This window comes from Gammaproteobacteria bacterium (assembly GCA_013817245.1).
Classification (GTDB): domain Bacteria; phylum Pseudomonadota; class Gammaproteobacteria; order HTCC5015; family HTCC5015; genus JACDDA01.
Map to the genome: position 1 here is coordinate 194,803 of JACDDA010000005.1, position 11,925 is coordinate 206,727.

General features: G+C 44.9%; 11 protein-coding genes. 5 read left to right on the forward strand and 6 right to left on the reverse strand.

Translation table 11 applies throughout. The features are described from left to right. Positions 1–23: 23 nt before the first annotated feature. Genes H0W44_08135 through H0W44_08145 form a run of 3 tightly spaced genes read right to left on the reverse strand, consistent with a single transcriptional unit; the run spans position 24 to position 4,262 of the window. The gene (locus H0W44_08135; GenBank protein ID MBA3582400.1) at positions 24–740 is read right to left on the reverse strand and encodes an FHA domain-containing protein; all 717 of its coding nucleotides are present in this window, start codon (positions 738–740) and stop codon (positions 24–26) included. Positions 741–770: 30 nt separating this feature from the next. Continuing rightward, positions 771–1,583, reverse strand: coding sequence for a Stp1/IreP family PP2C-type Ser/Thr phosphatase (locus tag H0W44_08140; protein ID MBA3582401.1), 813 nt, complete (start codon positions 1,581–1,583; stop codon positions 771–773). Positions 1,584–1,610: 27 nt separating this feature from the next. Next, positions 1,611–4,262: a CHASE2 domain-containing protein gene (locus tag H0W44_08145; protein MBA3582402.1), complete on the reverse strand. Its 2,652-nt coding sequence runs from the start codon at positions 4,260–4,262 to the stop codon at positions 1,611–1,613. Between the two features lie 208 nt (positions 4,263–4,470). Here H0W44_08145 and H0W44_08150 point away from each other — a divergent pair, with 208 nt between their 5' ends. Continuing rightward, positions 4,471–6,057 (forward strand): GAF domain-containing protein, encoded by a 1,587-nt coding sequence (locus tag H0W44_08150; protein MBA3582403.1) that lies wholly within the window; start codon positions 4,471–4,473, stop codon positions 6,055–6,057. Positions 6,058–6,276: 219 nt separating this feature from the next. Then, the gene (locus H0W44_08155; GenBank protein ID MBA3582404.1) at positions 6,277–6,558 is read left to right on the forward strand and encodes a hypothetical protein; all 282 of its coding nucleotides are present in this window, start codon (positions 6,277–6,279) and stop codon (positions 6,556–6,558) included. A gap of 50 nt (positions 6,559–6,608) precedes the next feature. Here the strand turns inward: H0W44_08155 and H0W44_08160 are convergent, their stop codons facing one another. Next, the gene (locus tag H0W44_08160; protein MBA3582405.1) at positions 6,609–7,670 is read right to left on the reverse strand and encodes a cyclic nucleotide-binding domain-containing protein; all 1,062 of its coding nucleotides are present in this window, start codon (positions 7,668–7,670) and stop codon (positions 6,609–6,611) included. A gap of 35 nt (positions 7,671–7,705) precedes the next feature. After that, entirely contained in the window at positions 7,706–9,286 is a 1,581-nt protein-coding gene (locus H0W44_08165) for a LysM peptidoglycan-binding domain-containing protein (protein MBA3582406.1), read from the reverse strand. Positions 9,287–9,446: 160 nt separating this feature from the next. Here H0W44_08165 and H0W44_08170 point away from each other — a divergent pair, with 160 nt between their 5' ends. Genes H0W44_08170 through dnaQ form a run of 3 tightly spaced genes read left to right on the forward strand, consistent with a single transcriptional unit; the run spans position 9,447 to position 11,440 of the window. Next, positions 9,447–10,253, forward strand: a complete 807-nt coding sequence (locus H0W44_08170) for a methyltransferase domain-containing protein (GenBank protein MBA3582407.1) — start codon at positions 9,447–9,449, stop codon at positions 10,251–10,253. Positions 10,254–10,265: 12 nt separating this feature from the next. Then, positions 10,266–10,715, forward strand: a complete 450-nt coding sequence (gene rnhA / locus H0W44_08175; GenBank protein ID MBA3582408.1) for a ribonuclease HI — start codon at positions 10,266–10,268, stop codon at positions 10,713–10,715. After that, complete coding sequence (gene dnaQ / locus H0W44_08180; protein MBA3582409.1) at positions 10,712–11,440, forward strand: DNA polymerase III subunit epsilon; 729 nt, start codon at positions 10,712–10,714, stop codon at positions 11,438–11,440. The genes rnhA and dnaQ overlap by 4 nt, the downstream gene beginning before the upstream one ends. Here the strand turns inward: dnaQ and smpB are convergent, their stop codons facing one another. Next, positions 11,441–11,920, reverse strand: a complete 480-nt coding sequence (smpB, locus tag H0W44_08185) for an SsrA-binding protein SmpB (GenBank protein MBA3582410.1) — start codon at positions 11,918–11,920, stop codon at positions 11,441–11,443. Positions 11,921–11,925: the final 5 nt, after the last annotated feature.

Below are 11,925 nucleotides of genomic sequence, written 5' to 3' on the forward strand. Positions count from 1 at the left end.
GTTTTAATTGGTCTAAGCAAAACTTACGGCAAGAAAAATTCCATTTTTACATTCGCTACTTCAATAATGTCATGATTCTTTAATTGCGTTGCTTGGGTACCAATAGGTTTACCATTGATGATAGGCGTTTGATTATTCGCGCCACCATCCACATGGATAATGAAATAACCTTGTGGGCGGCGTGTAATCGCAGCCACCTGAGTGCCCGGTTTGCCAATCGTGGTAAGCGCTTTAGTTAGATCTAATTCTTTGCCGGCGTTGGCGCCGTTAATCACTTGTAATTTAGCAGTAGGACCTGCGCTAGGTTTGCCCGTGCTTTGTTTGGCTTCTGCTTTAACGATCGCGCCGATAGAGGCGTGGACTTCGTGCGAGCCTGTATGTTCGGGCATGCCCACCGCATCAGGGCGGATAATCATGGTTTTTTCAAAATCAGCGTCTTCGTTGGCAGCGTCTTGATTGATGTATTTTAATTGATGTTTACCTACGCCAATCACATCACCATGTTTTAAGGCATGTTTTTTAATCAAGGAACCATTGACGTAAGTGCCATTGGTGCTGTTTAGGTCTTCAAGGAAAGAGTCATTAAGGATGGTGATGACTTGCGCGTGTTTACCACTGACCGCCAAGTTATCCACGTGGATATCATTTTCCGGGCGACGCCCGATAATCAGTTGTTCTTTATCCAACGTAAACTCGGATATTGTTGTGCCATTTAATGTAAGTATTAATTTGGCTGGCATAACAGTCCCTTACTGTCGCGATGCTTCATATTAAAAAAACCAATCCACAAATTTATCAAGCCAGTGTTTGTTGGGAGCATGTGTTTCATCAACAATGCGTGCCAACAGCACCGAAACATTATCTTTGCCGCCATTAGCGTTAGCTAATTTGATGAGCTCGGCAGCCGCTCGATCAAGGTTATCATTATACGTTCTAATCGTTAAATGTATATCCTTGTCATCAATCATATCATTCAGCCCGTCGGAGCATAATAAGTAGATATCTCCGGGCTGTGCGAAATCTTCTTGAATATCCACTTTAACATCGGCATCGACCCCTAAGGCGCGGGTAACGAGGTTCTTATTCATCGATGCGCGAGCTTCTTCGGGCGTGTAAAAACCCCGATCGATAAGTTGTTGGATGAGAGTATGGTCAGAGGTAATGGTTTCTAAATAATCATCGCGATAGCGATAGAGTCTGGAATCACCCACATGGGCGATGGACAAGCGATGATCTGCTAAAAATAATACCGCGACCACAGTGGTGCCCATACCCTGATATTGCGCTAGCGAGTGAGAGGCCTGATAGATCACTTGATTGGCTTTGCAAATAGCGTCACGCATGATGATGGACTGTGATGAATACTCTTCATCTTCTTCCATCGCAGCGGGATTTTGTTCTAGCTGTTGCAGTGCGTGTTGAACTTCATAAACAATGGTGTTTGCGGCTAAGGCGCTGGCAATTTCACCGCCTCGATAACCACCCATACCATCCGCTACGAGGACTAGCCCGCAGCTTGCTTCGCTAGCGATACTGTCTTCGTTGTGAGAGCGCTTCATACCGGTATCGGTAAGCGCTGCGATTTCAAGTCTTACTGCGGCCACCGATTTTTAGCCGCCCATCTGTTTCAAGCATTCGCTTAAGTCACGCGCCATTTCTTCACCGTTTTGATAACGTTCATCCGGGTTCTTTTCCATGGCACGAGCCACGATGACTTCAAGATAACCGGGCGCATCAGCCCGTACATCTAAGACGCTAGGCGTGTCTTCATTCGCGATTTTGTACATCAAAGTAGCCATTGAATCGGCTTTGAAGGGTAATTCGCCACTGATTAATTGATACAACATGACACCCAGTGAAAACAAATCACTGCGGCCATCCACTTTCCGGCCGGATAACTGTTCAGGTGACATGTAGGAAGGCGTGCCTAATACAACGCCCGTTTTGGTTTTGCTGTTATCGGTAATACGCGCAATGCCGAAGTCCGTAATTTTAACTTGATTGGACTCGGGTTCGTACATGATGTTGGCGGGCTTAATGTCGCGATGCACGACATTTTGCGCATGTGCATACGCCAATGCTTCAGCAGCTTGTTTGACCAAGTTCACCACGGTATTGAGCGGTAATAATTTATCTTTTTTGGTGTAAGGCGCCATGTCATGGCCTTTGAGAAATTCCATGGCGATATAAGCAAGGTCTTGTTCTTCACCCGCATCATAAATTGTCACGATATGGGGATGATTTAAACGGCCGGCGGTTTCCGCTTCACGGAAGAAACGTTCTTTGACTTCAACTAATTCATCAGCATCGAACTCTTGAGATAACGCCATGGTTTTAATAGCGACGACACGACCAATTTTGGGATCACGACCGAGGTAAACGACACCCATTGCGCCTTTACCCAGTTCTTTTTCGATTTGATAACGTCCTAACATAGGTTTTTCGATGGCATTATTGTCGAGAATTAAAGTGCCTTCGTGACCGCCACCGCCGCTACGACCACCGAGAATGATAGTGTCTTCCATTTTCTTAGAGCGTTCGATGCGTTGCGCAACGTCGCGGAATTGCGGCGCAAACTCTGCAATATAACGATAAACGTTGCCGGCTTTGGCAAACTGACGTTTGCGTTCGTAATCTAACGCCAAGTTGTACAAGGCTTCGGCCACGCTTTCATCTTTAGGACATTTGCGGAATTTTTCAAAAGCCATATCCAGCTGGCCTTGGCCTTGGAAAGCCAGACCCAACATCTTATTACTTTCGGCGGATTCCAAATCAGAATGCTGTTTGCCGCGTTCGGTGACCAAAAAACGTCCCGTCGTGAGAATGGTGTAACCGAGCAGTAAGAGGCTGAGGGGTAACATCAATTCTACCCACAAGGTTTGGCTGGTGAGTAAGAGGTATTGAGTAATAAACAAGGTGAGCGCGGCGCCTACCGTGATTGCGGCGCCCGGCATAGCGCTTAAGCGCGGTAGACCAAACATAAGAAATAAAGTAACCAGTAATAAAGCCCCTAAGGTAAGTGCTTTTCCCCATTTAGGTTTTACAAAAAAATCTTCATTTAAAATACTCGATACGCGGTGAGCGTAAAGTTCAGGTTCGGTCATTAAGGCGTTCACGGGGGTTTTTTGGAGCGCACCTAGGCCGGATGCCGTGAAGCCCACAATCACAATTTTGTCTTTAAATTGCGCTGCATTCACTTGCCCTGTCAGCACATCAAAAAAAGAATTCACTGGAAACGGCGGAGTATCGCCATTGGCTCGATAGAAGAAGGTGTTCATCAGCATGGAATCGCCGGTAATGATATTCAGTTTGCCTAATTGCACCGACTCACCTAAGCGCAAGGTGATATCGCTGGGCGTTAAGTTAAGGCTTTTGGCTGCTAATAATAGGGAATAAGAGGGTAAGTAAGTGCCGTAATAATCCGTCACTAAGACATCTGTGCGTGAACCGCCGTCATGTTCGTTAACGCCATTTATGTTGCCGATCCCCCCCGCACTTTGGCCTAATTCAGCGATAGGCGGAATGAGCTTATTGGCTGTGAGCGGCGCGTAGTTCTTATTGGCTGTGAGCGGCGCGTAGTTTAAGGCTTCGTCTGGTGACATGCCGGTCACGCCTAAACTGTCTTCTATTTTAGTGATGGCATGCGCGGTGATATATGCAGGTAACGCCGCGTCAGGATTACCAAATTGAGGTCCGAGGAGCAGGACCATCGGGGTCACGACGTTGTGAGCTTCCACAAAGCTGGCGGCGAGTTTGCGATCTACGTTCAAAGCGTCTTCTGCTGAAATTAAATATTGCCACAGTTCAGTCATAAACGGTTTGTTAGAAGAATTTGTCACTGCTTCGGGTGAATTGCTAGATAAAGCTTCTGGATTGAGCGGAGCAATCCCCGCCGGCGCCATATTATTTTGTTTGAATAAAGAAACCATGCCATCGATAAAACGCAAACCAGGATCACGTTGTGCTTCTGAAAAAATGGGGGTGTAGGCGATAACTTTAGCTTGAGAATCAGCGAGCAAGTGAATCATGTCGGCGTGGATATCACGTGACCAGGGCCAACGTCCCAAATTTTCTAAACTTTTTTCGTCAATCGCAATAATCGCGATGCGGTCACTGGGCGCACGCTCAGCATGCGCGACACCAAAGTCATAGGCTGCATACTCAAGATTTTGGACAATGATGGTGTTTTTATGCAGGATGATGATAAATACGGCTATCGCCAAACCCAAGAACCAGTCGCGTTTCCAAAATGCCGCTTTCATCGATGATCCATTTCTTATGATTGTGTCAGAAGTAGTGGGCATCATACCGTAAAATAGGCCTGACACAACACGCGCAGCCTTGCTAGAGCGTGCGTTTATCCATACTAAGAATAGATGAATTGCATGATGTCATTTGCATCTGCATGAAGCAGGGTACAATTATCATCATGCGCCATAGGCGTAGTAACGGTATTCAAAGGAGAGATCAATGACTGATGATGCAAGCGCATTATTAGCACGTGTTGAGCGGCTTAACGAAATAGGAATTGCATTGTCAGCGGAAAAAGACGGTGTGCGCTTATTGGAAAAAATTCTCCGTAGCGCGAAAGAATTAACGCATGCTGATGGCGGCACTTTATATACCGTTACTGCGAATCGAACCTTGCAGTTTGATATTGTCTCGACGGATTCGTTAGGCATTTCATTAGGCGGCAGCACTGGTGAACTTGCCAGTTTTAAACCGATACCTTTGTATGATGAGAACGGTGAACCGATTCGAAATATGGTCGTGACCTATGCTTTTCATGCGAATAAGACGATTAATATTCCTGATGCCTATGATGCTACTCAGTATGATTTTAGCGGCACACGTAAATTTGATGAGCGCACTCACTATCGCACGCGGTCTTTATTAACTATTCCTTTAAAAAATCATGAAGATCACATTATCGGCGTGTTGCAATTAATTAATGCCACTGATCCGATCACTCGAGAGGTTGTTGCATTTTCGAGTACTGATCAACAACTCGCGGAATCATTAGCATCGCAAGCGGCGGTGGCATTGACTAACCAGCGTTTGATTGCCGATTTGCAAAAATTATTTGAATCATTCATTCAACTGATCGCAACCGCCATTGACGAAAAATCACCTTATACCGGCACGCATTGCAAACGCATCCCCGTGTTAACCATGATGTTGGCGGAAGCAACGCACGCGGAAACCGAAGGACCTTTAGCCGGGTTTTCAATGAATGATAAAGATCGTTACGAATTAGAAACAGCGGCGTGGCTGCATGACTGCGGAAAAATCACATCACCTGAATATGTTATGGATAAAGCGACTAAGCTTGAAACTATTTTTGATCGCATTCAATTAATTGATACGCGCATCGAATTATTAAAACGTGACGCAGAAATTGAATACTTACGCGCTATAAATAATCAGCAAACTAATGAACAAGTTCGTATTGCTTACGAGCAGCGTTTGCAACAACTTAACGACGATCGTGATTTTTTGCGGCGCGCTAATATCGGCGGCGAATTTATGACGGAAGCCGATCAAGCGCGGGTAAAAACAATTGCGCAATATCAATGGACAAATCCAGAAGGTGAGCGCGTAAATTTATTGAACCCCGAAGAGTTGTATAACCTCAGTATTCCGCGCGGCACTTTAACGCCAGAAGAACGCACCATTATTAATAATCACATGGTGGCCACTATTAAAATGCTTGAATCATTACCGTTCCCGCAACATCTCGCGCGTGTTCCTGAATATGCGGGTGGACATCACGAACGTATGGATGGTAAAGGTTATCCGAAAGGTTTGACACGTGATCAAATGTCAGTGCCTGCGCGCGTCATGGCGGTTGCCGATGTGTTTGAAGCTTTGAGTGCGCGTGATCGACCTTATAAAAAAGGCAAAACCTTAAGCGAATGTTTGTCGATTATGCGTAATATGGTAAAGAATCAGCATCTGGATCCAGATATTTTTGACGTGTTTGAAAAACGCAAAGTGTATTTAGATTACGCTAAACAATATATGCATCCTGATCAAATTGATGAAGCACATGCATAGTGGTATTGGAGTGTGTGAGCGACTTAACTTTCTTGTTCAGTTGTTTGTGAAATAATTCATTCTGCCATGCTAAATAAGCATGGTGTTTATGGGTGAAGAATGCATGCAAAGTATTTTGGATGAATGCGATGAGCTTTTATCTCCGGTTCTAAATTATGATGCCGAAGTTGAAATCCTGTTTTAAAAATTAATATAGTGGGTTTGATCGAAAGAATAGAGTTGGCGCGTTACCATTTAATTTTTGAAAGACCAATCACTTTTTTTGTATTGCCGGAAGTGCCTGATGCGGCGGCTTATAGTAAGGATCTATTTGATCGTGGCTGGTTAAAAGTTTTTGCGCAAGATCGTGATCCTTTTGAATCGCATTTAATGTTAACCAAATTGATTGCTGATGGCTTGCGTCATTTTGTATTGGTAGGGCGTCATGAAGTTGTACATGTGGTGTCAGGAACAACTCCAGAAATTACTAAAGAAACGATTGTTAACGGACAATATCGTTAAGCATTGAATCTAAATGCAGCGCGATGAAATTTAGAATTTGGGTCGAGATGTTAACCCGTTTCTTGATCGCTTTCGGACACCGATGATAAACCGTCTTTTAATACGAAAGCATCAAATCCATTTTCATTTAAAATGTAGACGGCTGCTGAGCTACGTCGGCCGGTATCACAATATAAGATGTATTGTTTTTTAGGGTCTAAGGTTTTGATTTTGATGCGCATAATCATCATCGGCATATTTAAAGCACCTTTGATGTGAGCTGCTTTAAACTCGGGCGGTAAACGAATATCTAAGAACTCTGCATTGCCCGCCGCGATTTTTGTTTTTGCGTCGTTATAAGTGAGCCAGTTCAACATAGGCTCATTTAGCAGCGACATAAAATCTTCTTTTGATAAGCGCATGAGTGAGCCACGGGTCAGCATCGTGATACTGGCATTACGTTGTGCTTCGGAAATTAATGCTTCTTCGCCAAAACTATCACCCGGGCCTAGTTCAGCCAGTTTGGTACCTTTGGGATTGCCGGGTGTCGCGCGCGTGACAAGTGCGCGACCGCTTTTAATAATGTAAAAATAATCGCCTTCTTCGCCTTGGGTAATCACCGCGTCGCCCGGATTGTAAGCAATAGATTGCATACGCATAAAAATCGCTTGGATATTGGCCGGCGGAATGCGATGAAAGGCTTTGGTTTGTAATAATTGCGTCATCCAATCGTCGTCGTTATCTTCACCACTACTAATTTCTTCGACGTGATAAGTGCCGGTCTGAGACCAGGTCAACATTAAGTCGAGTAAATTGCTATCAATACGAATGATTTGACAGTCACCTTTGGCGCGTACGGATAATGTGCGAGGCAGGTGATGTGTTAACGGTTGAATGGCTTCGGGACTGTTGCTGGCAATGGTTTTGATGACGGCTTTGTCATCGGTTAAATCTGCAGTGCCGTTGATGAGATAAATATGTTGTTTTTCAGTATCGCCTTTGCGCAGCACAAAGCGGCCACCGGCAATGGTTTCAATTTGAATTTTAGCGCTGAGTTCTTGCAGGCTGTCAGGACTTAAGCCACTCAAGGGCGTTAATTTTTCTAGGACAGCTCTGTCCACCAAAGTACTCATGATCCGACCTTAAAATGTGCATCAGGGCGAGTGCTTTAGCCATTGCTGGCAGAGTCACGCCGAATATCTACGTAAAGTTTTAATCTTTGCCCGGGTTTAATGGGTGCGTTTCGGGTCAGCGCATTCCATAAACGAATGTTAGCGACGCTGACACTGAAACGAGAGGCTATTTTATACAGAGAATCGCCGCTGCGCACTTTATAGTGGACGGTCTGTGTTTGATTTTGTTGAGCTTCTAACTTACGGGTGCCTTGGTTGCTGTCTGCTATGTTGGCATCCTCTGGATAAAGTAGTTGTTGGCCCGTTTGGAGAGTGTCATTTACTGTTAGCTTATTGGTAGCGGTTAGTTTATCGATTGTGGTATTCATGTAACGCGCAATTCGCCACCATGTTTCACCTGCTTGCACAATGTAATAACTTTTGCCGTCTGCCGTTTTTTGCACATTGATAACGGTGCGAGCAGAAGTTTTACTGATTGGCGCGCCACGGAATTCTTTGGAGGACATGGGAATTAATAACTCTTGTCCTTTGCGTATGGTAGTGCCGCGTAAATTATTCGCGACTTGAATAGCCTTTATGCCACTGTGATATTTTTGAGCGATTTGACCCAACGTTTCGCCGGATTTAACTTCATGACGTTGCCAGCGAAGGCGGTCGTTTTTATCTAACAAGGCTTCCGCTGCGCAAAAACGCTCGGTAAGTTCTATGGGTAAAATTAAATGATGCGGCCCTTGAGGCGGCGTCGCCCAACGGTTAAAACCGGGATTGAGGATATTCAACGTTTCAACATCAATCCCGGCTAATTCTGCGGCCCTATTAAGATCGAGTTGGCCGCTGATGGGTACTGACGCAATTAATGTTTTATTCGGAATAGGGCTGAGATTAATGCCAAATTGCTCTGGATGATGAATGATGCGCGCAACGGCTAAGAGTTTAGGCACGTAAGCCTGCGTTTCACGGGGTAATTTAAGGCTCCAATAGTCAATGGGCAATCCGGCAGCTTGGTTACGGCGAATAGCACGATTTACAGTGCCGCTGCCGCTGTTATAGGCCGCTAAAGCCAGCAACCAATCGTTATTGTGCCGAGCGTGTAAGTCTTTCAAGAAGCGCAAAGCGGCATCAGTGGATGCAAAAACATCGCGGCGACCGTCATACCACCAATCTTGATTTAAGCCATAAAGTCGACCAGTAGAAGGAATAAATTGCCATAAGCCAGACGCGCTTGCGTGTGAGTAAGCGTTCGGTCTGAAGGCGCTTTCAACTACGGGTAATAAGGCTAATTCAAGTGGCATGCCTTCCGCTTCTAAGCGTTGGATAATATGGTGCAGATAAGGTTGAGCACGTTCAATAACCCGTTCGAAGTAGCCGTTGTTGGCCACGTACCAATCGAGTTCTTGTTGAATGCGCGGATTGTCTTCGACCGGAATACTGAAACCATTGCGAATGCGATCCCACACTAAGGTGTTATCAGGTATCGGTGTGTTACAAATTTCAATGGGTGCGAGCGGTAATTCAAGAACGTTAGCGTTCGGTGTAACGATGGATTTAGTGTTTTGGTGGCTGCAAGCACTGAGAAACAGGCTAGTAATGATCAAGATGTATTTGGCTAGTTGCATGAATGACTGGACTCTGCGCAAATGATGACATTAATAAGAGCGTGATTGAAGCACGGCAATGCCAGAACTGCAAGGGTATTCATGCACTTAGCGCGCGTATCACATAGAATGTCTAAATATTACGCGGAAGTCATGCGCGATGAGTTTTTAAGGAACAGCGATGAGTAATGAGCCTGCTGCAAGCACGTGGTTGCGACTATGCGAATGGTATGTGTCGCCATTCACTGCTGCTATTCGCCAGCCCTTAACTGAGATGGTCGCCAAAATTTTGGCAGGTTTGCCAGGACAGCATGCGTTAGCCGTGAGTGCGGTTGAATTTAATGTGGCGCAGCATTATCACGGCCACAGTTGTTTAAGTTTTGCAGCGGATGAAGCGCAAGCATTTTTGGATCAAACCGGCATAGAACAAATGGGCGCGATTCAGTTTCCAGTAGAATCATTATCGCGTGACTGTGTGATTTTAGGTCATGCGTTAGAAGCGGCGCATGATCCGCATGCCTTATTACGCGAAGCGGATCGCGTATTATGTTTAGGCGGGCATTTGCTGATCGTTGGCTTTAATCCTATGAGCATATGGGGAATGTATCGACCTTTGCGACGTTATTGGGCGTGGCATCGAAATGCTTTATGGGAATTACCCTTTTATCGCGTGAGTCGTGTCAATGATTGGTTAAAATTGTTAGATTTTGAGTGCGTACAATATTCTTCTTTTGGTTATTTACCGTTATTTAAAAATCCGCAGTGGTCACAACGTTTGCAAGTTATTGAACGTGTCGCGCGTTATGTATTTCCGCGCTGGGGAAATGTATATTGTTTATTAGCGCGTAAACGCCGTATTCCTATCACGCCGATTAAAATGCGTTGGAAAATGCGTGAGCAAGTGTTAGGTGTGGGTTGGGCAGCGCAACCCAATATTAATGGCAATGCTCATACGCCGATGGATGCACAACGATCGCTGATTGAATAAGGTTTATGTTGAATGGTTGAAGTAGAAATTTTTACCGATGGCGCGTGTCGTGGTAATCCGGGCCCCGGTGGTTGGGGCGCGGTTTTGCGTTACGGCAGTATTGAAAAAGAATTAAAAGGTGCAGAAGCGCATACCACTAATAATCGAATGGAATTAATGGCGGCGATTGCATCCTTAACTATCTTAAAACGGCATAGTAAAGTTCGTCTCACGACTGATTCAACGTATGTACGCAGTGGTATGTTGGAATGGATGGCGAATTGGAAAAAACGCGGTTGGCGCACAGCCAATAAACAGCCTGTGCAAAATGTGGATTTGTGGCAACAGTTGGATGCGATAGCGCAACAGCATGAAATTGAATGGTGTTGGGTAAAAGGCCATAGTGGTCATGTCGAAAATGAACGTGCCGATCAATTAGCGAATGCCGCGATTGATGAATTTTTAGCGGAACATAAAATATGAGACAAGTTGTTTTAGATACTGAAACCACCGGCTTAGAACCTGAAAAAGGTCATCGCATTATTGAAATTGGTTGCGTAGAAATTATTGGCAGACGTTTAACTGAGCGGCGTTTCCATTGTTATTTACAACCTGATCGAGAAATTGATGCAGGTGCGGTTGAAGTGCATGGCATTACAACCGAATTTTTAGCTGATAAGCCGCGTTTTGTTGATGTGGTTGATGAGTTTTTAAATTTTATTCGTGGCTCAAAATTAGTTATACATAATGCTGCGTTTGATCTCGGTTTTATAAACGCTGAATTAAAACGATTGCAACGCGATGATCCTTTGATTGAAACCCATTGCGATATTGTCGATACGTTGGCAATGGCGCGCAAATTACATCCGGGTCAAAAAAACAATTTAAATGCATTGTGTCAACGCTATGGTATTGATAACTCGCAGCGTGCATTACACGGCGCTTTATTAGACGCAGAGATTTTGGCAGATTTGTATTTGGTGATGACCGGTGGTCAAACCAGTTTGTTGGGTTTAGATGCAATAGAAACCCAAGTCATCGCGGCAGAAGTAGTGAGTGCAACAACGCGACGTTTGACGGGTTCCTTGCGAGTGATTAAAGCAGATGCGGCAGATTTAGCGGCGCACGAGCTTATGTTAGCGAGTTTACGTAAACAAGCGGGCAGTGCGGTGTGGGATCGTTACGAGCCTGAAGAATCGCCTGAATAATTAACCGCGAGTAGCGTGTCGCATTAAACGTTGTCTATCACGTTCCCAATCACGTTCTTTTTCGCTTTCACGTTTGTCGTGATCTTTTTTACCTTCGGCAATCGCGACTAATACTTTGGCTAAGCTACCTTTCCAATATAATTTTAATGGAATGACGGTAAAGCCTTTGCGTTCTACCGCACCGATTAATTGATTAAGCTCTTTACGATGCAATAAAAGTTTTCGACTGCGTAAGGGTTCCGGCGTGATATGCGTAGAAGCAGTGGGTAAGGGTGTGACTAAACATCCAAACAACCACGCTTCGCCATCTTTAATTAAAATATAACTTTCAGTTAGCTGAATACGTTTCGCGCGTAGGGATTTAACTTCCCAGCCTTGTAAGGCGATACCGGCTTCAATCGTATCTGACGTAAAATATTCGTGCCGCGCCTTTCGATTGACGACGATTTCATTATCAGCAGTTTTAGGTTTTTTACTCATGGGAG

What these genes read in the sequence shown, in the direction of transcription:
- H0W44_08135 (MBA3582400.1), bottom strand. Translation starts at nt 740, where the DNA reads ATGCCAGCCAAATTAATACTTACATTAAATGGCACAACAATATCCGAG.
- H0W44_08145 (MBA3582402.1), bottom strand. Translation starts at nt 4,262, where the DNA reads ATGAAAGCGGCATTTTGGAAACGCGACTGGTTCTTGGGTTTGGCGATA.
- H0W44_08170 (MBA3582407.1), top strand. Translation starts at nt 9,447, where the DNA reads ATGAGTAATGAGCCTGCTGCAAGCACGTGGTTGCGACTATGCGAATGG.
- H0W44_08160 (MBA3582405.1), bottom strand. Translation starts at nt 7,670, where the DNA reads ATGAGTACTTTGGTGGACAGAGCTGTCCTAGAAAAATTAACGCCCTTG.
- H0W44_08165 (MBA3582406.1), bottom strand. Translation starts at nt 9,286, where the DNA reads ATGCAACTAGCCAAATACATCTTGATCATTACTAGCCTGTTTCTCAGT.
- H0W44_08150 (MBA3582403.1), top strand. Translation starts at nt 4,471, where the DNA reads ATGACTGATGATGCAAGCGCATTATTAGCACGTGTTGAGCGGCTTAAC.
- smpB (MBA3582410.1), bottom strand. Translation starts at nt 11,920, where the DNA reads ATGAGTAAAAAACCTAAAACTGCTGATAATGAAATCGTCGTCAATCGA.
- rnhA (MBA3582408.1), top strand. Translation starts at nt 10,266, where the DNA reads ATGGTTGAAGTAGAAATTTTTACCGATGGCGCGTGTCGTGGTAATCCG.
- dnaQ (MBA3582409.1), top strand. Translation starts at nt 10,712, where the DNA reads ATGAGACAAGTTGTTTTAGATACTGAAACCACCGGCTTAGAACCTGAA.